The organism is Kitasatospora sp. HUAS MG31 (genome assembly GCF_040571325.1).
In the GTDB taxonomy this organism is placed as follows: domain Bacteria; phylum Actinomycetota; class Actinomycetes; order Streptomycetales; family Streptomycetaceae; genus Kitasatospora; species Kitasatospora camelliae.
In genome coordinates, this window is record NZ_CP159872.1 from 2,507,391 (window position 1) to 2,528,261 (window position 20,871).

The following is a 20,871-nucleotide window of genomic DNA, read 5'->3' on the forward strand; positions in this document are numbered from 1 at the left end:
CCCGGGGCTCGGATCGCCCTCTACGCTTTCGGCAGTAGGAGGCGGTCGCCTGTACCACCGGGCCCGGCCCGCTGTGGCGGTCACCGGTGCGAGGGAGTTGAGGCCGTGCAGCGCAGGCGGGTCAAGCGCATTCTGATAGGCGCGTTCGCGGGCTGTGCCGTCCTGGCGGACGCCGGGGCCGCGGCGGCGCAGGCCGCCGCCAGCAACGAGCAGGTCGCCATCAGCAGCCCACCCGCCGGCAGCACCGCCTGGGTCGAGGACCACTCCCTGGGCCGGGCACTGCCCGACCCGGCCACCGCCGACGCCACCTCCGTCGCCGCGTTCTTCGCCGGGCTGACCCAGGCCGAGACCGACCGCCTGGTCGCCGCCTACCCGCTGGTGGTGGGCAACCTCGACGGCGCCCCGCTGGAGCTGCGCTACCGCGCCAACCGGGTGGCCATCACCGCCGAGGTGGAGCGCGCCCGGGCCCGCGCCGCCGACCGCAACCTGGACGCCACCGCCCGGGCCCTGGCCACCGCCCGCGCCGACGACAGCGCGCACCTGCTCGCCCGGGGCCGGCAGATCCTCGCCTTCGACCCGCGCGGCCGCGGCCTGGTCAGCGAGGTGTTCGGCGACCTGGCCCGCGCCGAGCGGGTGGCCGTCCTCGTCCCCGGCTCGGACGCCGACCTCGGCCACTTCGACCAGGCCGTGGAGCCGCTGCGCTCCCCCGCCGGCATGGCCCGCGCCCTGCACTCCGAGGAGCGCGCGCAGGCCCCCGGCACCCCGACCGCCGTGATCGCCTGGACCGGGTACGTCACCCCGTCCGGCCTCGGCCCCGACGCCGTCACCTCCCGGCTCGCCGACGTCGGCGCGCCCCGCCTCAAGCGTCTGCTCGACGGCCTGGCCGTCACCAGCCACCCGGCGGCCCCGCCCACCCTGCTCTGCCACAGTTACGGATCGGTGGTCTGCGGGACGGCCGCGCCCGGCATCCACCGCGACCGGCCCACCGACGTGGTCGCGTTCGGCAGCCCCGGGATGGGCGTCGACTCGGCGGCCGACCTGGGCACCGGCGTCCAGGTGTGGGCGGCCCGCAACCCGACCGACTGGATCGGCAACGTTCCCTACCTGGAGTTCGGCGGCCTGGGGCACGGCTCCGACCCCACCACCCACGCCTTCGGCGCGGTGGAGCTGGCCACCGACGGCGCCGCCGGCCACAACGGGTACCTCTCCCCCGGCACCGCCAGCCTGCGCAACTTCGCCTCGATCTCCCTCGGCCGCTACGGCGACGTCACCCACGTCCCCTCGGAGCGCTGACCCCGGCGCACCGGCCGGGCACCGTTTCGGACGCCCGTACTCCGTTCGCTGCGCGCACCGCGAACAGGGCGCCGCCCGGCTCTCCCCCGGCGCATCCTGGCGGGGACGACCCAGGGAGGACGACATGACCGGGCACCCCGAGTCCCTGTACGACGCCGTCGGCGGCATCGACGCACTGCGCAGGCTCAGCCAGACCTTCTACCAGGGCGTACTGGCGGACGAGCTGCTCGCGCCGGTGTTCGCCGAGTTCACCCCGACCCACATCGAGCACGTCGCCGTCTGGCTCGCTGAGGTCTTCGGCGGCCCCGACCGCTTCACCACCGACCTCGGCGGCCACCAGACGCTGCTGCGCAGCCACCTCGGACTCCGGATCACCGAGGAGCAGCGCCTGCGCTGGATGGAGCTGATGTCCGAGGCCGTGGCCAAGGAGCTGCCCGAGGACGAGCTGCTGCGCCGAAGAGTCATCGAGTACTTCGACTGGGGCACGAAGATCGCCCGGGAGGTCTCCGCCGACCCGGTCGGCACCGACGTCGGCGACCCCGGCCCCACCCCCCGCTGGGGCTGGGAGGGCCTGGCCTGACCCGGGGCCTCCGACCCGCGCGGGCGGCGCGCCCCGCGGCTCGTCTCAGGGCGCGTCGGCGCCGTAGAGGCGAGCGGTGTCGGCGGCGGCCCGCGCGACCTCGTCCCGCGCCTCCGGCGGGCCCAGCACCTCGACGGCCGTCCCGAACGCCAGCAGCGCCCGCGCCGCCCGCGCCACCTCGAAGCCGAACTCCACCTCCGCCCACTCCTCGTCCACCGCCGTCGGCGGCCCGAGCACGGACGCCCCGTGGATCCGCAGCAGCATGTCCAGCCGGTCCCGCCGCACCCGCGCCCTGACCCGTACGGCGTCCCGCCGCCGCTCCACCCGGTCCCGCAGCACCGCCCACACCTCGGCCAGCCCGGTCCCCTGCCGCCGCCGCACGGGCTCCTGAGCGGTGGCCGCCGTAAGCACCCGGTCCGCCCGGAACAGCCGCGGCTCACCGTCCAGGTCCGCCACCAGGTACCAGACCCCGGCCTTGCTGACCAGGCCGTACGGGTCCACGGTGTACGCCCGTCCGGCGGGCGCGCCGCTGTGACGGTAGGTCATCTCCAGCCGCCGGTCGGCGAAGACGGCCCGCTGCAGCTCGCCCAGTTCCACCGCCGCCGGGCGGCCCTTGGTCCAGCGCACCGGGTCCACCAGGATCCGCTCGCTGGTGAGCTCCGCCGCCGGCCGGTGCGGCGCCGGCAGCGCCGCCATCACCTTGCGCAGCGCCGAGCCGATCGCGCCGCCCAGGCCCAGTGCGTCGTGGGTGCCGGCCGACGCCAGCACGAACAGCGCCCGCGCCTCGTCCCCGGTCAGGCCGGTGACGTCGGTGCGGAAGCCCGGCAGCAGATTGATCCCGCCGTTGCGCCCGCGCTCGGCCCACACCGGCACGCCGGCGGCGGAGAGCGCCTCCACGTCGCGGTAGATCGTCCGGACGGACACCTCCAGCCGCTCCGCCAGTTCGGCGGCGGGCACCTGACCCCGGGTCTGGAGCAGCAGGAGGATCGAGAGCAACCGGTCGGATTTCACGGAAGCCAGCGTAAAACCTGACGCTCGTTGTCAGGTATTGCCGGGAGAGTGCTCCTCGTCAGCCAGTCGGCCCGGCAGAGCCCGGGCCCAGTCGTACGAGGAGACCCGCATGACCGCCGCCTTCGACCCCCGTCCCCAGTACCTCCGTGCCCTGGACCAGCTGGAGAAGCTGTTCCTCCAGGTCACCCCCGAGCAGCTGGACCGGCCGACCCCCTGCACCGAGTACGACCTGCGCGCCCTGCTGGGCCACACCCTCGGCGGCATCCACCGCGTCGCGTACGTCGGCGAGGGCGGCCGCGGCCTGGACCTGCCGGCCCAGGCCGGGGAGATCGCCGACACCGCGTGGCCCGCCGCGCTGGGCCGCGCCCGGCAGCGGGTGGCCGCCGCCTGGGAGGAGGACGAGAAGCTCGACCGGGTGGTGGAGGTCCCGTGGGGGTACGTGCCCGGACGGATCGCCCTGGGCGGCTACGTGATGGAGGCCGTCACCCACGCCTGGGACATCGCCCAGGTGGTGGCACCCGGTGCTGCCCTGGACGAGGAGCTGGCGCTCTCCGTCCTCCCCGTCGCCGAGCAGGTCCTCCCGGCCGACCAGCGCGACGACGTCCCCTTCGGCCCCGTCCAGCCCGCCCCCGCCGACGCCGACGCCCCCACCCGCCTCGCCGCCTGGCTCGGCCGCACCGTCTGACCCCGCCTGGCGGGAGCCCATGGGATCCGACGGCGCGGGGCGGGAGGGCACACGCCGCACTCTCCCGCCCCGCGCAGTTCCCCGCGGCCCTACCGACTCACCGCCCTACGCCAACTCCGCTGCCTACTCCCGCCCCGCCGACGTGAAGGTCATGTCCGCGTACCGCGTCCCCTCCACCTTCCCCGCGATCGGCTCCAGGACCGCCAGCTCCTCCGTGGTCAGCCGCAGCCCCACCGCCCCCGTGTTCTCCGCCAGGCGCGCCCGCTTCCGCGTCCCGGGGATCGGCACCACGGTCAGCCCGTGCACCTCCGCCCGCTGGTGCACCCACGCCAGCGCCACCTGCGCCGCCGTCACGCCCCGGTCGGCCGCGATCTTCTGGATCGGCCGGACCAGTTCCGCGTTCCCGGCCGCGTTCGCCCCGGAGAACTGCGGGTGGTGCCGACGGTAGTCGTCCGCACCGAGCTGCTCGCCGGCGGTGAACGCCCCGGTCAGGAAGCCCCGCCCGAGCGGCGAGTACGGCACGAAGGCGACCCCGAGCTCGGCCGCGGCCGGCACCGCGCTGCGCTCCACGTCCCGCGAGAAGATCGACCACTCGGACTGCACCGCCGCGATCGGGTGCACCGCGTGCGCCTCCCGCAGTTCGGCGCCGGTCACCTCGGAGAGCCCCAGGTGCCGGACCTTTCCGGCCCGCACCAGCTCGGCCATCGCGCCGACCGAGTCCGCCAGCGGCACGGCCGGGTCGCGGCGGTGCATGTAGTAGACGTCGATGACGTCCACGCCGAGGCGCCGCAGCGAGGCGTCCACGGCGGAACGGATGTACGCCGGGTCGTTGCGCACGCCCCGGTAGAAGGGGTCGTCGGCCCGGCGCTCGATGGCGAACTTGGTCGCCAGCACCACGCGGTCCCGGTTCCTCCGGACGAACGGGCCGATCAGCTCCTCGTTGTGGCCGGCGCCGTAGACGTCCGCGGTGTCGAAGAGGGTGACGCCCGCGTCGAGGGCGGCGTCCAGGGTGGCGAGCGCCTCCTCGGTGTCGGTCGGGCCGTAGAACTCGGACATGCCCATGCAGCCGAGGCCCTGGATTCCGACGAGGGGTCCGTTGCTGCCGAGTGCGGCGGTGGGGAGGCTCATGCGGTCCTTCTCCTGTCCTCAGGGGAGCGCGAGTAGAGGTCGATCTTGTAGTCGAGCACGGCGAGGGTGGCGTGCAGATCGGCGATCTTCCGTCTGACCTCCTCGCGGTGGGCGACGAGGATCTCGCGCCGGTCGTCGTAGGTGTGGTCGCCGGCCCGGACGAGTTCCACGTACCGCAGCATGTCGGCCACCGGCATCCCGGTGAGCCGCAGCCGGCCGAGGAAGGCGAGCCGGGTCAGGTCCGCGTCGCTGTACCGGCGCTGGCCGGCGTGGCTGCGGTCGATCGGGTCGAGCAGGCCGATCCGCTCGTACCAGCGCAGGGTGTGCGCGGTGAGGCCGCTGGCCTCGGCCACCTCGCTGATGGCGTGCCGCGGGCTCCGGTCGGCGTCGGACGCGGCCACGCTGTACGCCTCGGCGCAGGTGAGCTGATCGTCGAAACGGTGGAACTGGTCGAACGTGATCGGTTCGGGCATTGCCATCGGTGTGACCCCTGGTGATCGGCGGCGACGACGACGCTACTGAGTTGGAGTGCACTCGAAGCAAGCCTCGCACGCGCCCGACCCCGCCGGGTGGCTAGAGTTCGGATCATGCAGAGCTTGCGGATGATCGAGGACTGGCCGGTGCCGAACGCGGCCGCGGCGGTGGTACGGGGCGCGGACGGGGCGGTGCTGGGCGCCCACGGACCGCAGCAGCACCTCTTCCCGCTGGCGTCGGTGACCAAGCTGCTCACCTCGTACGCGGTGCTGGTCGCCGTCGAGGAGGGGGTCTTCGAGCTGGACGACCCGGCCGGACCGGAGGGCTCCACCGTCCGGCACCTGCTGGCGCACACCTCGGGGCTGGCGTTCGACGAGCACCGGGTGATGGGGGCGCCGGGCACCCGCCGGCTCTACTCCAACGCCGGGTTCGACGTGCTGGCGGGGGCGCTGACCGCCGCCTCCGGCATCGAGTTCGGCCGGTACGCGGCCGAGGCGGTGTTCGAGCCGCTGGGCATGCACTCCACCCTGATCAACACCGCGCACCGCTCCCCGGCCGGCGCCGGCGGCCTCTCCACCGTGGCCGATCTCGCCCTGTTCGCGGCCGAGTTGCAGGCGCCCAAGCTGCTGGACCCGTCCACCGTCCGGGCCGCCACCCGTGAGGTCGCCTTCCCCGGCACCAGCGGCGTCCTCCCAGGCTTCGGCCACCGCCGGCCCAACGACTGGGGCCTCGGCTTCGAGATCCGCGGCGACAAGTCCCCCCACTGGACGGGCACCACCAGCTCGCCCCAGACCTTCGGCCACTTCGGCCAGTCCGGCACCTTCCTCTGGGTCGACCCGGCCGCCGGCGTCGCCTGCGTGGCCCTCACCGACCGCGACTTCGGCCCCTGGGCCGCCGAGCTGTGGCCCCCCTTCACCGACGCCGTCCTCGCCGACCTCCCCAGCTGAGCCCCGCGGAGGCGCCCGCTCAGCCGTACGCCACCGGCGAGTGCATCTCCCACAGCAGCAGTTCGGCCCCCTCCGCCCCCGCGACCGGGTCGACGAACGCGGGCCCGGTGATCCGGACGCTGTCGCCGGGATCCATCGAGCGGCCGCCGCCGTACGGTCCGGAGACCGTCCGGTAGCCGAGCGAGCCGGCGGTGAGGTGGGCGTAGCGGTAGGCGGCGGCCGGGAGCTCGGGCAGCGGCTGCCACGGGCCGGCGGTGACCACGTACAGCGCGGCGTCGCTGCGCCGCAGCCTCAGCGCCTCGCTGCCGGCGTCCCGGGCCAGGCCGGAGGCGAGCAGGGTCAGCCCGTCGGCCGCGGGCTCGATCCGCCGCAGCCCGTACGCCGGCGGGGTGCCGAACGCGTCGGGCTGGAGCCACATCTGGACGAACCGCACCGGGCCGGCCGCCCCGCCGACGTTCCGCTCGGTGTGGGTGACGCCGGATCCCGCCGACAGATGCTGGATCATGCCGGGCCGGACCACGCCCGCGTGGCCGTCGCCGTCGCGGTGGGCGAGGGCGCCCTCGACGACCCAGGTGAGGATCTCGGTGTCGCGGTGCCGGTGGTCGCCGAAGCCAGCGCCGACGGCCAGCGTCTCCTCGTTGCAGGCGAGCAGCGCGCCGAAGTGGGTGTTCCTCGGGTCGTAGTGGCCGGAGAACGAGAACGCGTGCCGTGTCTCCACGCCCGGCTCCGGGGCGGAGCGGTACCGCTCGCCGGCGCGGCGCAGGTCCGCGCGGGGTCGGGTCTCGGTACGGGGGCGCCCCACACCGGGGGCGGCGGTGGCGTCGGACATGGCGCGTTCTCCAGGCCGGATGCAGCGGGACGGGACGGTCAGCCGAGAACACACCCTAGTCGCCGCGCCGCCTGCGACCCGCCCGCCGCCGTCCCGCGTCGCCCCGCGTCGCCCCGCCGCACCGGACCGCCGCGCCCCCGGCCGGTAGCCGGCACCCACCCGCTCCCGTCCGCCCCCGAACCGATCCCGGACCCGTCCCGCGGTGTGACCGGGGCCACCGGCCGCATCGGCGGGGACGTGCACGAGCACCCCCGGGCGTGAGGCAGGCTTGTCCTGTGCCAGCCGCTTCAGCAAAACCCGACAAAGCGACCTCCGACCGGAAGCCCGCCGCGAGGAAGGCAGCGCCCGCCAAGCCGGCCGCCGCCACGACCTCCGCCAAGGCGGGGTCCGCCAGGACGGGCTCCGACCAGGACCCGGCCGAGAAGAAGGCCGCCCCCGCCCGCGCCGCGGGCGGTACGGGCACGCCCGACGCCGCGGCCGGCGCCAAGCCGGAGCCGCGCCCGAACGGCCGCCCGGGCCGCCTGACCGCGCAGGAGCGCAAGCTGGCCGCCGAGCGCGCCGAGCTGCGCGCCGCGACGCTCAAGCGGCTGGAGAAGTCCTCGGGCAAGCTGGCCACGGCCGCGATCGCCCGGATGGACGACCAGCTGGCGTGGTACCGGCGGATGCCGCCGGAGCACCGCTCCTGGATCGGCCTGGTCGCCCAGGCCGGCATCGCCGCGTTCACCGAGTGGTACCGGCACCCGGAGGCCCCGCAGGCGATCTCCACGGACGTCTTCGGCACCGCCCCCCGCGAGCTGACTCGGGCGATCACCCTGCGCCAGACGGTGGAACTCATCCGCACCACGATCGAGGTGATGGAGGAGGCCATCGAGGAGGTGGCCGCCCCCGGCGACGAGGCGGGGATGCGCGAGTCGGTCCTGGTGTACGCCCGGGAGATCGCCTTCGCGACCGCCCAGGTCTACGCGCAGGCGGCGGAGGCCCGCGGCGCCTGGGACGCCCGCCTGGAGGCCCTGGTCGTCAACTCGCTGCTGTCCGGTGACGCGGACGAGGGAGTGCTCTCGCGGGCGGCGGCGCTCGGCTGGGGCCAGCCCTCGCAGGTACGGGTGGTGATGGGCAGCGCCCCGGACGGGGACAGCGAGCTGGTGGTGGAGGCGATCCGCCGGGCCGCCCGGTACGCGAAGCTGCAGGTGCTCACCGGCGTGCTGGGCAAGCGGCTGGTGGTGGTGGTCGGCGGGGAGAAGGAGCCGGTGCACGCGGCCCGGGCGCTGATCGGCCAGTTCGCGCCCGGCCCGGTGGTGGTCGGCCCGACCGTGGGCGACCTGCTGTCGGCGACCCGTTCGGCGGCGGCCGCGGCGGCCGGCCTGAAGGCCTGTTCGGCGTGGCCGGACGCGCCGCGCCCGGTGCTGGCGGACGACCTGCTGCCCGAGCGGGCGCTGGCCGGCGACGAGGTGGCGCGGCGTCAGCTGGTGGAGGAGATCTACACACCGCTGGAGGAGGCCGGCTCCGCGCTGTTGGAAACCTTGAGCGTCTTCCTCGAACAGGCGTCCTCGCTCGAGGGGGCCGCGAGGATGCTTTTCGTGCACCCGAATACCGTGCGCTACCGGCTGCGTCGTGTGACCGACGTCACCGGCTATGCTCCGTCCGACGTACGTTCGGCTTTCACCCTGCGCATCGCCCTTGCGCTGGGCCGTCTCGGCGCCGTCTCCGAGCAGGGATGACGGCACTGTAGGGAGTCCACAAGCCGACGTGCTTTTCTTCGTCATCGTCGCCTACCCGCCCCCGGGCGTCCGGCGAGAGAGGGTTGAACCGTGCTCGTAATCGTCGCCCCTGGACAGGGTGCCCAGACCCCCGGATTCCTCAACCCCTGGCTCGAGCTGGACGGCGTCGCCGACCGGCTGAAGCGCTGGTCGGCCGTGGCCGGCCTCGACCTGGTGCGTGCGGGTACCGAGGCCTCCGAGGAGGAGATCAAGGACACTGCGGTCGCCCAGCCCCTGCTGGTCGCGGCCGGTCTGGTGACCGCCCGGGAGCTCTTCCCGGACGAGGTCGAGGCGCGCCGGCTGGTCGGCGCCGTGGCCGGTCACAGCGTCGGTGAGATCACCGCCGCCGCCGGCGCGGGCGTGCTGTCCGCCGAGGACGCGCTGACCTTCGTCCGCGAGCGAAGCCTGGGCATGGCCGAGGCCGCCGCGGCCACCGCGACCGGGATGCTCGCCCTGCTGGGCGGCGACCCGGAGGCGGTGGCGGCGAAGCTGGCCGAGCACGGCGTGACCGCGGCCAACAACAACGGCGGCGGCCAGCTGGTCGCGGCGGGCACCCTGGAGCAGCTGGACGCGCTCAAGGCCGACCCGCCGGCCGGTGCGCGGCTGATCCCGCTCAAGGTGGCGGGTGCCTTCCACACCGCCCACATGGCGCCGGGCGTGGAGCGGCTGCAGAAGCTGGCCCCCACCCTGACCGCCCTGGACCCGCAGGTCGCCTACGTGTCCAACCGGGACGGCGAGGTGGTCACCGACGGTGCCGAGGTGCTCAGCCGCCTGGTGTCGCAGGTGTCCAACCCGGTCCGCTGGGACCTGTGCATGGAAACCCTGCAGCGGCTCGGCGCGACGGCCGTCATCGAGCTGTCGCCGGCCGGCACCCTCACCAACCTGGTCAAGCGCAACGTCAAGGGTGTCGCGACGCTGGCCCTGAAGACCCCCGCCGATCTCGACAAGGCACGCGAGCTCGTGGCCGAGCACGGCGGCCAGGAGAAGGACGCATGACCGCATCGATCAAGCCGGCCTCCGGCGCCCAGTTCTCGCGCATCCACGGGGTCGGCGGCTACCGCCCGGTCCGGGTCATCCCCAACTCCGAGGTCCTGACCTGGATCGACTCCTCGGACGAGTGGATCCGCTCGCGCAGCGGCATCGCCGAGCGCCGCTGGGCCGGCCCGGAGGAGACCGTCGCCGAGATGTCGGTGCAGGCCGCCGGCAAGGCGATCGCGCAGGCCGGCATCGCGCCGGAGCAGATCGGCGGCGTGATCGTGGCGACCGTCTCGCACCTGAAGCAGACCCCGGCCATCGCCACCGAGATCGCCGAGCGGCTGGGCTGCGGCACCGCGGCCGCGTTCGACATCTCGGCCGCCTGCGCCGGCTTCGGCTACGGCCTGGGCCTGGCCGACGGCATGGTCCGCGGCGGCAGCGCCGAGTACGTGCTGGTGATCGGCGTGGAGCGGCTCAGCGACCTGACCGACACCTCGGACCGCTCGACCGCGTTCATCTTCGGCGACGGCGCCGGCGCGGCGATCGTCGGCCCGTCCGAGGCGCCCGGCATCGGCAAGGTGATCTGGGGCTCGGACGGCTCACAGAAGGACGTCATCTCGCAGACCCAGGCCTGGGACACCGCCTTCGCCAAGCCGGACGCCGTCAACGGCGCCGGCGAGGACGTGCAGTGGCCCGCGCTCCGGATGGAGGGCCAGACGGTCTTCCGCTGGGCGGTCTGGGAGATGGCCAAGGTGGCGCAGCAGGCCCTGGACGCGGCGGGGGTGACGGCCGACCAGCTCGGCGCGTTCATCCCGCACCAGGCCAACATGCGGATCACCGACGCCATGATCAAGGCTCTCAAGCTTCCCGAGTCGGTGCCGGTCGCCCGCGACATCGCCGAGACGGGTAACACCTCCGCCGCCTCCATCCCGCTCGCCATGGAGAGCATGTTGGAGCGCGGCGAGGCCAAGAGTGGCGACCTGGCCCTGATCATCGGGTTCGGGGCGGGGCTGGTCTACGCCGCCGCAGTCGTTACTCTCCCCTAGGCGCACTACGCACCATCAGGAAAAACCTGTCGACGGTCCCCCCGGACCGCCGCTGTCAACACCGAAGAGGAGCAGCCGATATGGCTACCAAGGACGAGGTCCTGGCCGGTCTCGCTGAGATCGTCAACGAGATCGCCGGCATCCCCGCCGAGGACGTCGAGCTCGACAAGTCGTTCACCGACGACCTGGACGTCGACTCGCTGTCCATGGTCGAGGTCGTCGTGGCCGCCGAGGAGCGCTTCGGCGCGAAGATCCCGGACGACGAGGTCAAGAACCTCAAGACCGTCGGCGACGCGGTGGACTTCATCATCGCCAACGCCTGATTCGGCTGAGCGGCCGGGGCGTCCCGTACGCCCCGGCCGACACCCGCGGCACCACCGGCACCACCCCGCCACCCACCCTCTGCCCTCCCCCGCACAACGTGAGAGAAGAAGAACCAGTGACCGCTGAAAACCGCACCGTGGTCGTCACGGGTATCGGCGCCTTCACGCCGCTGGGCGGCGACGCCGCCTCGTTCTGGGAGGGCCTGACCGAGGGCCGTTCCGGCGTGGCCGCGCTGACCGAGGAGTGGGCGGCCGACCTGCCGGTCCGGATCGCCGCGCGCACCGCCGTCGAGCCGGGCGAGGTCCTGCCCCGGCCGCTGGCCCGCAAGCTGGACCGCTCGGCGCAGTTCGCGCTGATCGCCGCCCGTGAGGCGTGGGCGGACGCCGGGTACGAGACCCCGGCCACCGACGAGTCCTCCAAGCTCGCCCCCGAGCGCCTGGGCGCCGTGATCGCCTCCGGCATCGGCGGCGTCACCACCCTGCTCGACCAGTACGACATCCTGAAGAACCAGGGCGTCCGCAAGGTCTCCCCGCACACCGTCCCGATGCTGATGCCGAACTCCCCGGCCGCCAACGTCGGCCTCGAGGTCGGCGCCCGCGCCGGTGTGCACACCCCCGTCTCCGCCTGCGCCTCCGGCGCCGAGGCGATCGGCTACGCGATCGAGATGATCCGCAGCGGCCGCGCCGACGTCGTGGTGGCCGGCGGCACCGAGGCGGCGATCCACCCGCTGCCGATCGTCGCCTTCTCCAACATGATGGCGATGTCCAAGAACAACGACGAGCCGCAGCGCGCCTCCCGCCCGTACGACAAGGGCCGTGACGGCTTCGTGCTCGGCGAGGGCGCGGGCGTGGTCGTGCTGGAGTCCGCGGAGCACGCCGCGGCGCGCGGTGCCCGGGTCTACTGCGAGGCCGTGGGCCAGGGCCTGTCCTCGGACGCCCACCACATCGCCCAGCCCGAGCCCACCGGCGCCGGGGTGGCCCGCGCGATCGCCGACCTGTTCGAGCACAACGACCTGGAGCGGTCGGAGGTCGTGCACGTCAACGCGCACGCCACCTCGACCCCGCAGGGCGACACCGCCGAGGTCAAGGCCCTCCGCAAGGAGCTGGGCGAGTACCTGGACCAGGTCGCCATCTCCGCCACCAAGTCGATGACCGGTCACCTGCTGGGCGGCGCCGGCGGCATCGAGACGGTCGCGACCGTCCTGGCGCTGCACCACCGCCTCGCCCCGCCGACCATCAACGTCGACTCCCTGGACGACGAGATCGACGCCGACATCGTCCGCGGCGAGCCCCGCAAGCTCCCCGAGGGCCGCATCGCCGCCCTCAACAACTCCTTCGGCTTCGGCGGCCACAACGTCGTCCTGGCCTTCCGCACGGTCTGACGCACACGGTACCGGCCCCCGCCCGCGACTCCTCGCGGCCGGGGGCCGACCCTTTTCGCCCCGCCTCGCCCACCCGGGCAGCCCTCAGGGGGCGGCGCGACGCCGCCCCCTGAGGGCCTCACACCACCTGGTGCAGCCACCTCACCGGTGCCCCCTCGCCGGCGTACCGGAACGGCTCCAGCTCGTCGTCCCAGGGCTTCCCGAGCAGCCGCGCCAGCTCGGCCTCCAGGTCGCTGCCCTCCGTCTTGGCCCGCAGCAGCACGGCCCGCAGCCGGTCCTCCGGGATCAGGATGTCCCCGTGGATCCCGGTGACGGCGTGGAAGATGCCGAGGGTGGGCGTCGAGCTGTACCGCTCGCCCTCCGCCGTGGCGCAGGGCTCGCTGGTGACCTCGTACCGCAGCAGCTGCCACCCGCGCAGGGCGGAGGCGAGCCGCGAGGCGGTGCCGGGCTCGCCCTGCCAGGACAGCTCGACCCGCCAGTGGCCGGCCGCGGCCGGCTGGCGGATCCAGTCGAGGCTGACCCGCACGCCGAGCACGCCTCCGACCGCCCACTCGACGTGCGGGCACAGCGCGCGGGGAGCGGAGTGGACGTACAGGACTCCACGTGTCGTCACCGGGACCTCCAGGCTGTGGACGAGGGTCGCCTTCCCCAGCTGCCTCGTACCGCTGATCACCGGCAGGTCAGTGACTACCCCGTGACTACCACCGTGATGCTCAACTTATTCGACATTAGGTCATCAAATTGAGCAAAACGGACAAGCTTTCACCCAATGTTAGTCGCATCGCCAGGCAGGTACACCCCTCTTCGGCCACTCTCCCCCGAACGGAGCCATCCACCTCCGACCACGCTAACAGCGCACCTGGTAGGGGGCGTGACACTCCGTCGGCAAGTCCGGTCGCATGCGCCGTCGTGCGCCCGCACACGAACGGCTGCGGGCCGCCCCCGCGCGCACGGGCGGGGGCGGCCCGCAGGGCAGGTCCTCCTGGCCGATCGTCAGATCTTGACGACCATCTTGCCGGTGTTGGCGCCGCGCAGCAGGCCGATGAAGGCGTCGGCCGCGTTCTCCACGCCCTCCACCACGGTCTCGTCGTAGCGGAGCGAGCCGTCCTTCAGCCAGCCGGCCATGTCGGCCAGGAAGGCGGGCTGCAGCGCGGCGTGGTCGCCGACCAGCATGCCCTGCAGGCGCAGCCGCTTGCCGATGGCGAGCGCGAGGTTGCGCGGGCCGGTCGGCGCGCCGGTGTCGTTGTACTGGGCGATCGCGCCGCACAGGGTGAACCGGGCGTGCGGGTTGGCCACGGTGATCGCGGCCTCCAGGTGGTCGCCGCCGACGTTGTCGAAGTAGACGTCGACACCGTCGGGCGCGGCCGCGGCGAGCTGCTCGGCGACCGGGGCGTCCTTGTAGTTGAAGGCGGCGTCGAAGCCGTACTCCTCGACCAGCCGGGCGACCTTGTCGGCGGAGCCGGCCGAGCCGACGACCCGCTTGGCGCCCTTGAGCCGGGCGATCTGGCCGACCAGCGAGCCGACGGCGCCGGCCGCGCCGGAGACGAACACGGTGTCGCCCTCCCGGAACGAGGCGACCTCCAGCAGTCCGGCGTACGCGGTCAGGCCGGGCATGCCCAGCGCGCCGAGGTAGTACGAGAGCGGGGCGAGGTCGCCGTCCACCTTGACCGCGTGCGCGGCGTCCAGGGTGGCGTACTCGCGCCAGCCGAGCCCGTGCAGCACGGCGTCGCCGACCTCGAAGCCCTCGGCCGCCGAGGCGACCACCCGGCCGACCGCGCCGCCGTCCATCGCCCGCCCGAGCTGGAACGGCGGGATGTACGACTTCACGTCGTTCATCCGGCCGCGCATGTACGGGTCGACCGACAGGTAGGCGTTGCGGACCAGGATCTCCCCCGCCGCGGGCTGCCGGACCGGCGCCTCGACCAGCGCGAAGTCCGCCGGGGTGGGCCAGCCGTGCGGCCGGGCCGCCAGCTGCCACTCGCGGCCGGTGGTGGGGACTGCCTGCTCTGCCATCTTGTGCTCCCGAGGGTGAAACGTTGAGCTGCTCAAGCAATCGTGCGAGTGAAAGGTTCAGGTTGTCAAATGTTCAGCTAGACTGGTCACCATGGAGAAGCAGCAGCCCACGGACGAGATCACCCGCGAGGTCGTCGACCTGATGGCGAGCCTGGTCGCGCTCTTCCACCGCGAGTACGAGGAGGCGGCCGCCGCCCGCTCGCTCACCGGGGCCCAGGCCAAGGTGCTGGCGCTGCTGCGGCGCGGCCCGATGCCGATGCGGCACATCGCCCAGACGCTGAGCTGCGAGCCCTCCAACATCACCGGCATCGTGGACCGGCTGGAGGGCCGCGGCTTCGTGACCCGCGAGGCCGACCCGCAGGACCGCCGGGTCAAGCTGGTCGCGGCCACCGCCTCCGGCGAGAGTGCCTCGGCGGAGCTGCGCGAGTCGCTGAACTTCGCCCGCGAGCCGCTGGCCGCCCTGGACGCCGACGAGCGCGCCCAGCTGCGCGACCTGCTGCGCCGGATGCTCGAAGGCGCCGAACCGCCCACCGTCTGATCCGCCCCCGCCTGGGCGACCCGGCGTCCGAGCGACCCGGGGTCCGAGTCACCGCACCCGCCCGGACCCGCCCCGCGCCACCCAGACTTTTCCGATCGGTGTGTAACCGTACGGCCCTCCCGACCGTCTAAGTGATCGGAACCCCCGACCGCGCGGGGCTCCGCCATGCCCACCCGGACGCCCCCGCGACCGCACACGGAGAGCACTCCCGATGACCGACGCCCTCAGCCGTCCCACCCAGAGCGCTCCCGCCGGACGGCGGACCAGGCTCGCCCGGGGCGCCGGCGCCACCGCGGCCGTGCTGGTCCTGGGGACCGCCGCCATCGGGGCCTGGTTCTACCAGCGGCTGGACCACAACCTGACCACCTTCTCCGCCGAGGGCATCGCCACCAGCCGCCCACCGGCCGGCCCCACCGTCGCGGGCGGCGGCCGCGCGGTCAACGTCCTGCTGCTCGGCTCGGACACCCGCAACGACGGCAACGACGAGCTCGGCGGCGGCGACGCCGGCGTGGGCCACTCGGACACCGCGATCCTGCTGCACGTCTACGCCGACCACAAACACGCGGTCGCGGTCTCGATACCCCGCGACACCCTGGTCACCATCCCGGCCTGCAAGCTCCCGGACGGCCGCTGGACCGCCCCGAAGGCGAACCAGATGTTCAACTCGGCCTTCACCGTCGGCACCTCCACCGCCGGCAACCCGGCCTGCACCCAGAACACCGTCGAGGCCCTCACCGGCCTGCGGGTGGACCACACCATCGTGGTGGACTTCAAGGGCTTCGCCGCGATGACCGAGGCGGTGCACGGCGTGGACGTCTGCGTCCCGGGCGACGTCAACTCCTTCGGGATACACCTGACCAAGGGCCGGCAGACCGTCTCCGGCCAGACCGCCCTGGACTACGTCCGGGCCCGGCACGGCTTCGGCGACGGCTCCGACATCGGCCGGGTCAAGCGCCAGCAGGCGTTCATGGCCTCGCTGATCAAGAAGGTGCAGGGCCAGGGCCTCGACCTCACCACCCTGCTCCCGCTGGCCGACGCCGCCACCAAGTCGCTGACCGTGGACCCGGGCCTCGGCTCCGCCGCCAAGCTCGCCGAGTTCGCCCAGTCCCTGCAGGACATCAAGCTCGCCGACCTCAAGTTCGTCACCGTCCCCTGGCGCTACCAGGGCGACCGGGTGGCCCTGGTCCAGCCCGACGCCGACACCCTGTGGACGCTGCTCCGCCAGGACCGCACCCTCGACGGCCGCTCCACCGACCAGGCCTCCGCCGGCCCCACCGACCCGGCCGCCTCCCCCACGGCCTCCCCCGACGCCTCCGCGACCGGTGGCCCGGCCACCGGCGCCCCCACCCCGGGCACCACCGCGAACACCGCCCCGAACACCACCCCGGGCGCCACCGGCAACCCCGCCGACCTGGCCGTCCCGGTCACCGTGCACAACGCCACCGGCGCCGGCGGGGTGGCCGGCCGGGTCTCCGACGAGCTGCGCGCAGCGGGCTACCAGGAGGTGGCGGTCGGCCCCAACACCCGGGTCCGGAGCACCACCCTGGTCGAGTACGGCGAGGGCCGGGCCGCCGCCGCCGAGCAGCTGGCCAGGCTCTACCCGGGCGCGGAACTGCGGGCGGCGGCCGGGACGAACGGCCTGGTGCTCACCGTCGGCCAGGACCACGGCACCCCCGGCGCCGGCGGCACCACCCGCCCGACCACGCTGCCCACCACGATCCCCACCGGCATCGCGGAGAACGTCCGGCCCGCCGACACCGACCTCTGCTCCGACCTCAGCTTCGGCTGAGCCGCCCGGGCCCTGAGGCGTGTCCGCTCAGCCGGTCCCGTCCGGCAGCCCGGTGACCACCACGGTCACCCGGGTGCCGGGGGCCAGCTCCCCCGCCTCGGCCAGGTCGTACACGGCCAGCAGGGTCTTGGCCACGTACCGGCGCTCGATCCCGATGCCGTGCCGCCGCTCGAAGGCCGCCGCGAACTCCTCCAGCGCGGCCGGGACCCGCCCGTAGCCGCCGCCGTGGTGCCCGTGGTCGATCCGCCAGTTGGCGAACTCCCGCCCGTACGCGGCCCGGTGGAGCGCGGTCACCTCCCGCTCCAGGTAACCCTCGCCGCGCAGGACGGCCACCCCGAGCGCCCGCGCCCCGGAGGGCAGCCCGGCCGCGATTCCGGCCAGCGTGCCGCCCGTCCCGACCGGGCAGCAGACCAGGTCCCGGGCGCCGAGGTCCGGCAGCTCGGCCGGGATCGCCGCCGCGCCCCGCACCGCCGACGCGTTGGAGCCGCCCTCGGGCAGCACCAGGCAGCGCCCCCAGCGGGCGACCAGGTCGCCGTGGTCGCCGGTCACCAGGGAGCGGTAGGCGGACCGCGGGACGAACTCCAGCTCCATCCCGTACTCCTCCGCGGCCCGCAGCGACCGGTTCCGCGGCGCGTCGGCCAGCTCCTCGCCGCGGATCACCCCGGTGCTGCCCAGCCCGAGCGCGTGCGCGGCGGCGGCCACCGCCCGGACGTGGGTGGAGTAGGCGCCGCCGAAGGTCAGCAGCCGGGTGTGGCCCTCGGCCCGGGCCAGTTCCAGGTTCGGGGCGAGCTTGCGCCACTTGTTGCCGGGGACGAGCGGGTGCGCCAGGTCGTCCCGCTTCAGCCGCAGCCGCACCCCGGCCCGCTCGAACACCGGGTCGAGGAGTCTGGTGAGCGGGGTGGGCAGTCGGGCGGGCGCGAGCATCCGCCCAGGATACGGCCGACGGGTCCACCGCCTGACCGGCACTGGCACCGGCACCAGCACCGGCGCCTCGCGCTCAGAGCCGCCGCGCGGTCTTCAGGTGGGCGAAGACCACCACGTTGTCGGTGTAGTCCTTCGACGCCCGGTCGTACGCGCCCCCGCAGGTGATCAGCCGCAGCTGGGCCGACCCGGTGTCCCCGTAGACCTCCTTGTCGGGGAACTCCGACTTCTTGTACGTCTTCACCGCGTCCACCACGAACACCGCCACCGTCCGGTCCTCGCGGACCACCTCCACCGTGCTGCCGGGCAGCAGGACGTGGAGCATCAGGAACACGGCCGGCCCGGTGGTGGTGTCCACGTGCCCGGCCACCACGGCGCTGCCGCGCTCACCGGGCGAGGCGCCGCCGCGGTACCAGCCGACCAGGTTGCGGTTGTCCACCGGAGGGGTCTCCAGGGTGCCGTCCGGCTTCAGCCCGAGTTCGGTGAAGGGCGCGTCCACGAAGAGCTGCGGGATCCGCAGGGAGACCGGCTTGGACCGGAACATCGCCGGGCCGGTGGCCTTGACGGCGGTGGGCCGCGGCGTCGGCGAGGCGGTCGGCGACCCGGCCGGCGAAGCGGACGGCGACGGGGACTCCTGCACCGGGGCCACCGCGGCCGTGGCCGGGGTGACCGGGGTCTCGTCCACCGACTGGTAGATCAGCACCAGCCCGGCCACCGCCGCCGCCATCGCCCAGCGGAACAGCTTCATACTGCCGTCGGCGGGGGTGCCGCCGCCTTCCTGATTGCCCATCGGGGTCACTCCTGTCTCGCGGCCGGGCCCGGTCGTCGAACCCGCGTGAACGGCTCCGAGGGGAGGGCCCGTCCGGCTGTGCCGACCCGCCCCCGACGCCGACGGGGATGCGCCCCGGCCGCGGCAGCCGGGGAACGGGCTGCCGCGACCGGGGTGGTGCGGTGGTACCGGGGCTACATCGCGCCCTCGGCGGAGCGACGACGGCGCAGCGCGTACGCGCCCACGCCGAGGCCGCCGGCGAGCAGGGCCGCGCCGGAGGCGAGCCCGCCGCCGGAGACGGCCAGGCCGCCACCACCGGTGTGGACGCCGCCGCGCGGCTTCTTCTCGGCCTCCCAGGACCCGCCCGAGGCCCAGTGCTGGGCGTCGGACTTCGCCTCCGCCTTGTCATCGGCCTTGGCCTCCGGCTTCGCCTCGGTCCTGGCTTCGGGCTTGGCCTCGGTCTTGGCCTCCGGCTTGGACTCCGGCTTGGCGTCGGTCTTCGCCTCCGCCTTGCCGTCGGACGCGGTCCCCGCCTTGGTCTCGACCTTGGGCTCGGCCGCCTTGGGCTCGACCGCCTTGGGCTCGACCTTCGGCACGGCCTTGGTCTCGGCCGGGACCTCGTCCGTGAACAGCGGAGCCTGGTCAATGCTCCCGGTCTTGGCGTCCTTGGGCGCCGGTGCGGCGGGCGCCGGTGCGGCCGGGAGCGTGTCGGGCGTGGTCGTCATGGGGGCCGTGTCCTGCCAGACCGTCTGATCGTCGGGCTTCGGTACGGTCTCCGCGTAAGCCGCCGGGAGACCGAGACCGAGGGCGACGGCGGCGGCTCCGACCATGAGGGTGCGCTGCAAACGCATGGGCGTGATCCTTCCGGCACCACCCCGGACGACCGGTTCCGTCACCGGCTGAGGGAACGTCAGGGTGGCACGGATCTCACGGTGGGTGAGCCGGGGGTCACCCGCCACCGCTCACCGTCGTCCGGGTGAGCGCAGCGGCTCGGTCCGGCGGCACGGCGGGCGGATGCATCCGGTGCGACCCGACGAGCCGTCAGTGCCTCCCAACGGCCCAAGGAACGGGGCCGGGAATCACCCGTCGGATGGACTCTGGCGCCCCGGAGCCGGTTCTGCCTCGTCGCGGGGGCGGACCACTGGGACGAATTGGTCATGTCGTCACACAACCCGATCATGAAGCGCAGACTGCTCCTGAGCGTCGCCGGGGTGAGCCTGCTGACCGCCTCGGCCGGCTGCGGCCCCGCCCCGGACCCGGCCGGCGACATCAACGCGGGCGCCACCCCCGAGCCTCCGGCCTCCCCGGGCCCGGCCGCACCCCCCGCCCCGAGTCCCTCGCCCACCCCGCTCAACGTGGCCAGTCCGTCCCTCGCCCCGCCGACCCGCAAGCCACGGCTAGCCGCGCCGCCGCTCTTCTCGCTGCCCTCCGAGGACAAGCTGGTGGCGCTCACCCTGGACGACGGCCCCGACCCCACCCACACGCCGACGGTGCTGAAGATCCTCCACGACTACGGGATCCGGGCCACCTTCTTCCTGGTAGGCGAGAACGTGTCCGCCCACCGCTCCCTGGTCACCGACATCGCCCAGCAGGGCCACCACATCGCCAACCACACCTGGTCCCACCCGGACCTGCGGCAGCTGTCCGCCACCGCCGTCCGGGACCAGCTGGAGCGCACCTCGGACCTGCTCCAGGAGCTGACCGGAAAGCCTCCGACCTGGTTCCGGGCGCCCGGCGGCGACTTCTCCAACAACGCCCTGTCGGCCTGCGCGGACCTGGGCATGCGGCCGATGGGCTGGTCGGTGGACCCGCGGGACTGGGCGCGGCCCGGCACCGCGAAGATCACCAGCCGGGTGCTGGAGGAGATCGGGCCCGGCTCGATCGTGCTCAACCACGACGGCGGCGGCGACCGCTCGCAGACCGTGGCGGCCCTGAAGACCTACCTCCCGGTCCTCCTCGACGGCGGCTACCGCTTCACCGCCCCCCGCTGACCCGTCCCCCACCCGGGGCCCGCACGCCCGGACGGCAGCGCGGGCCCCGAGGCGCGCCGGGTCGTGCCCGGGCGTCGGATCGGCACGGAGCACGAGGAAGAGCGGAGCAGCACGTCGAACGGGTTTCCGGACGGCCTGTGATGTCCGGACGGTGTGGCCCGGCGGGGTGAATCCCCGCGTGGCGCACGGCGGATGGGGCCGGCGCTGCACTACAGTTCCACTCGGACCGAGGTGGGGCGGGTGGGACTCGAACCCACGACCAAGGGATTATGAGTCCCCTGCTCTAACCGGCTGAGCTACCGCCCCCCGATCCGGCCTGCGGGGCCGATGCGGTCGGCCCTTGCAGCAGCAGACGGCCCCTCAGGGCCGCCTCCGGCAGCATAGCCGGTCGATCAGACATGGTGCGCGCCGGGGGAGCAT

Annotated in this window: 21 protein-coding genes and 1 tRNA gene; 12 read left to right on the forward strand and 10 right to left on the reverse strand. The window is 74.1% G+C overall.

Going from position 1 to position 20,871, the window contains the following annotated elements:
* The first annotated feature begins 105 nt into the window (after positions 1 to 105).
* Positions 106 to 1,293, forward strand: a complete 1,188-nt coding sequence (locus ABWK59_RS11300; RefSeq protein ID WP_354640156.1) for an alpha/beta hydrolase — start codon at positions 106 to 108, stop codon at positions 1,291 to 1,293.
* A 124-nt stretch (positions 1,294 to 1,417) separates the two neighbouring features.
* Entirely contained in the window at positions 1,418 to 1,873 is a 456-nt protein-coding gene (locus ABWK59_RS11305; RefSeq protein WP_354640158.1) for a group II truncated hemoglobin, read from the forward strand.
* Positions 1,874 to 1,918: 45 nt separating this feature from the next.
* On the opposite strand, the gene ABWK59_RS11310 is transcribed toward ABWK59_RS11305, so the two are convergent.
* On the reverse strand, positions 1,919 to 2,884 hold the full coding sequence (locus ABWK59_RS11310) for a helix-turn-helix transcriptional regulator (RefSeq protein ID WP_354640160.1): 966 nt from the start codon (positions 2,882 to 2,884) through the stop codon (positions 1,919 to 1,921).
* Positions 2,885 to 2,993: 109 nt separating this feature from the next.
* On the opposite strand from ABWK59_RS11310, the gene ABWK59_RS11315 reads away from it, so the two are divergent.
* On the forward strand, positions 2,994 to 3,569 hold the full coding sequence (locus tag ABWK59_RS11315; RefSeq protein ID WP_354640162.1) for a TIGR03086 family metal-binding protein: 576 nt from the start codon (positions 2,994 to 2,996) through the stop codon (positions 3,567 to 3,569).
* Between the two features lie 123 nt (positions 3,570 to 3,692).
* Here the strand turns inward: ABWK59_RS11315 and ABWK59_RS11320 are convergent, their stop codons facing one another.
* A complete protein-coding gene (locus ABWK59_RS11320; protein ID WP_354640164.1) occupies positions 3,693 to 4,697 on the reverse strand; it encodes an aldo/keto reductase in 1,005 nt (334 codons plus the stop codon).
* Entirely contained in the window at positions 4,694 to 5,170 is a 477-nt protein-coding gene (locus tag ABWK59_RS11325; RefSeq protein WP_354640166.1) for a MerR family transcriptional regulator, read from the reverse strand. Before ABWK59_RS11325 ends, ABWK59_RS11320 begins: the two co-directional genes overlap by 4 nt.
* A 114-nt stretch (positions 5,171 to 5,284) precedes the next feature.
* Between ABWK59_RS11325 and ABWK59_RS11330 the strand changes: the two genes are divergently transcribed.
* Complete coding sequence (locus ABWK59_RS11330) at positions 5,285 to 6,118, forward strand: serine hydrolase domain-containing protein (RefSeq protein WP_354640168.1); 834 nt, start codon at positions 5,285 to 5,287, stop codon at positions 6,116 to 6,118.
* Between the two features lie 19 nt (positions 6,119 to 6,137).
* Here ABWK59_RS11330 and ABWK59_RS11335 read toward each other — a convergent pair whose 3' ends face one another.
* On the reverse strand, positions 6,138 to 6,947 hold the full coding sequence (locus tag ABWK59_RS11335; RefSeq protein WP_354640170.1) for a pirin family protein: 810 nt from the start codon (positions 6,945 to 6,947) through the stop codon (positions 6,138 to 6,140).
* A 542-nt stretch (positions 6,948 to 7,489) separates the two neighbouring features.
* Here ABWK59_RS11335 and ABWK59_RS11340 point away from each other — a divergent pair.
* The 5 genes from ABWK59_RS11340 (at position 7,490) to fabF (ending at position 12,430) form a co-directional block, all read left to right on the forward strand.
* Entirely contained in the window at positions 7,490 to 8,665 is a 1,176-nt protein-coding gene (locus ABWK59_RS11340) for a PucR family transcriptional regulator (RefSeq protein ID WP_354644912.1), read from the forward strand.
* Between the two features lie 90 nt (positions 8,666 to 8,755).
* The gene (locus tag ABWK59_RS11345; protein ID WP_354640172.1) at positions 8,756 to 9,700 is read left to right on the forward strand and encodes an ACP S-malonyltransferase; all 945 of its coding nucleotides are present in this window, start codon (positions 8,756 to 8,758) and stop codon (positions 9,698 to 9,700) included.
* Positions 9,697 to 10,725, forward strand: coding sequence for a beta-ketoacyl-ACP synthase III (locus tag ABWK59_RS11350; protein WP_354640174.1), 1,029 nt, complete (start codon positions 9,697 to 9,699; stop codon positions 10,723 to 10,725). The genes ABWK59_RS11345 and ABWK59_RS11350 overlap by 4 nt, the downstream gene beginning before the upstream one ends.
* Positions 10,726 to 10,805: 80 nt before the next feature.
* Entirely contained in the window at positions 10,806 to 11,048 is a 243-nt protein-coding gene (locus ABWK59_RS11355) for an acyl carrier protein (protein ID WP_354640176.1), read from the forward strand.
* A 116-nt stretch (positions 11,049 to 11,164) separates the two neighbouring features.
* Complete coding sequence (fabF, locus tag ABWK59_RS11360; protein ID WP_354640178.1) at positions 11,165 to 12,430, forward strand: beta-ketoacyl-ACP synthase II; 1,266 nt, start codon at positions 11,165 to 11,167, stop codon at positions 12,428 to 12,430.
* Between the two features lie 118 nt (positions 12,431 to 12,548).
* On the opposite strand, the gene ABWK59_RS11365 is transcribed toward fabF, so the two are convergent.
* Complete coding sequence (locus ABWK59_RS11365; RefSeq protein WP_354640180.1) at positions 12,549 to 13,043, reverse strand: DUF3145 domain-containing protein; 495 nt, start codon at positions 13,041 to 13,043, stop codon at positions 12,549 to 12,551.
* Positions 13,044 to 13,423: 380 nt separating this feature from the next.
* Positions 13,424 to 14,443 (reverse strand): NADP-dependent oxidoreductase, encoded by a 1,020-nt coding sequence (locus ABWK59_RS11370; protein ID WP_354640182.1) that lies wholly within the window; start codon positions 14,441 to 14,443, stop codon positions 13,424 to 13,426.
* Between the two features lie 91 nt (positions 14,444 to 14,534).
* Between ABWK59_RS11370 and ABWK59_RS11375 the strand changes: the two genes are divergently transcribed.
* Positions 14,535 to 14,981: a MarR family winged helix-turn-helix transcriptional regulator gene (locus ABWK59_RS11375; RefSeq protein ID WP_354640184.1), complete on the forward strand. Its 447-nt coding sequence runs from the start codon at positions 14,535 to 14,537 to the stop codon at positions 14,979 to 14,981.
* Positions 14,982 to 15,192: 211 nt separating this feature from the next.
* Positions 15,193 to 16,770 (forward strand): LCP family protein, encoded by a 1,578-nt coding sequence (locus tag ABWK59_RS11380; RefSeq protein WP_354640186.1) that lies wholly within the window; start codon positions 15,193 to 15,195, stop codon positions 16,768 to 16,770.
* A gap of 27 nt (positions 16,771 to 16,797) precedes the next feature.
* Here the strand turns inward: ABWK59_RS11380 and ABWK59_RS11385 are convergent, their stop codons facing one another.
* The 3 genes from ABWK59_RS11385 to ABWK59_RS11395 form a co-directional block, all read right to left on the reverse strand.
* Positions 16,798 to 17,694 carry a 1-aminocyclopropane-1-carboxylate deaminase/D-cysteine desulfhydrase gene (locus ABWK59_RS11385; protein WP_354640188.1) on the reverse strand — a complete coding sequence of 299 codons (897 nt, stop codon included), beginning with the start codon at positions 17,692 to 17,694 and terminating at the stop codon, positions 16,798 to 16,800.
* A gap of 73 nt (positions 17,695 to 17,767) precedes the next feature.
* Positions 17,768 to 18,481, reverse strand: a complete 714-nt coding sequence (locus ABWK59_RS11390; protein WP_354640190.1) for a class F sortase — start codon at positions 18,479 to 18,481, stop codon at positions 17,768 to 17,770.
* A gap of 173 nt (positions 18,482 to 18,654) precedes the next feature.
* On the reverse strand, positions 18,655 to 19,311 hold the full coding sequence (locus tag ABWK59_RS11395) for a hypothetical protein (protein WP_354640192.1): 657 nt from the start codon (positions 19,309 to 19,311) through the stop codon (positions 18,655 to 18,657).
* A 327-nt stretch (positions 19,312 to 19,638) separates the two neighbouring features.
* Between ABWK59_RS11395 and ABWK59_RS11400 the strand changes: the two genes are divergently transcribed.
* On the forward strand, positions 19,639 to 20,451 hold the full coding sequence (locus ABWK59_RS11400; RefSeq protein ID WP_354640194.1) for a polysaccharide deacetylase family protein: 813 nt from the start codon (positions 19,639 to 19,641) through the stop codon (positions 20,449 to 20,451).
* 232 nt (positions 20,452 to 20,683) lie between these two features.
* Here the strand turns inward: ABWK59_RS11400 and ABWK59_RS11405 are convergent.
* Positions 20,684 to 20,757 (reverse strand) — tRNA-Ile (locus ABWK59_RS11405).
* Positions 20,758 to 20,871 lie beyond the last annotated feature (114 nt).

What these genes read in the sequence shown, in the direction of transcription:
- ABWK59_RS11305 (WP_354640158.1), top strand. Translation starts at nt 1,418, where the DNA reads ATGACCGGGCACCCCGAGTCCCTGTACGACGCCGTCGGCGGCATCGAC.
- ABWK59_RS11315 (WP_354640162.1), top strand. Translation starts at nt 2,994, where the DNA reads ATGACCGCCGCCTTCGACCCCCGTCCCCAGTACCTCCGTGCCCTGGAC.
- ABWK59_RS11320 (WP_354640164.1), bottom strand. Translation starts at nt 4,697, where the DNA reads ATGAGCCTCCCCACCGCCGCACTCGGCAGCAACGGACCCCTCGTCGGA.
- ABWK59_RS11325 (WP_354640166.1), bottom strand. Translation starts at nt 5,170, where the DNA reads ATGCCCGAACCGATCACGTTCGACCAGTTCCACCGTTTCGACGATCAG.
- ABWK59_RS11330 (WP_354640168.1), top strand. Translation starts at nt 5,285, where the DNA reads ATGCAGAGCTTGCGGATGATCGAGGACTGGCCGGTGCCGAACGCGGCC.
- ABWK59_RS11335 (WP_354640170.1), bottom strand. Translation starts at nt 6,947, where the DNA reads ATGTCCGACGCCACCGCCGCCCCCGGTGTGGGGCGCCCCCGTACCGAG.
- ABWK59_RS11350 (WP_354640174.1), top strand. Translation starts at nt 9,697, where the DNA reads ATGACCGCATCGATCAAGCCGGCCTCCGGCGCCCAGTTCTCGCGCATC.
- ABWK59_RS11355 (WP_354640176.1), top strand. Translation starts at nt 10,806, where the DNA reads ATGGCTACCAAGGACGAGGTCCTGGCCGGTCTCGCTGAGATCGTCAAC.
- ABWK59_RS11370 (WP_354640182.1), bottom strand. Translation starts at nt 14,443, where the DNA reads ATGGCAGAGCAGGCAGTCCCCACCACCGGCCGCGAGTGGCAGCTGGCG.
- ABWK59_RS11375 (WP_354640184.1), top strand. Translation starts at nt 14,535, where the DNA reads ATGGAGAAGCAGCAGCCCACGGACGAGATCACCCGCGAGGTCGTCGAC.
- ABWK59_RS11380 (WP_354640186.1), top strand. Translation starts at nt 15,193, where the DNA reads ATGACCGACGCCCTCAGCCGTCCCACCCAGAGCGCTCCCGCCGGACGG.
- ABWK59_RS11385 (WP_354640188.1), bottom strand. Translation starts at nt 17,694, where the DNA reads ATGCTCGCGCCCGCCCGACTGCCCACCCCGCTCACCAGACTCCTCGAC.
- ABWK59_RS11390 (WP_354640190.1), bottom strand. Translation starts at nt 18,481, where the DNA reads ATGGGCAATCAGGAAGGCGGCGGCACCCCCGCCGACGGCAGTATGAAG.
- ABWK59_RS11395 (WP_354640192.1), bottom strand. Translation starts at nt 19,311, where the DNA reads ATGCGTTTGCAGCGCACCCTCATGGTCGGAGCCGCCGCCGTCGCCCTC.
- ABWK59_RS11400 (WP_354640194.1), top strand. Translation starts at nt 19,639, where the DNA reads ATGAAGCGCAGACTGCTCCTGAGCGTCGCCGGGGTGAGCCTGCTGACC.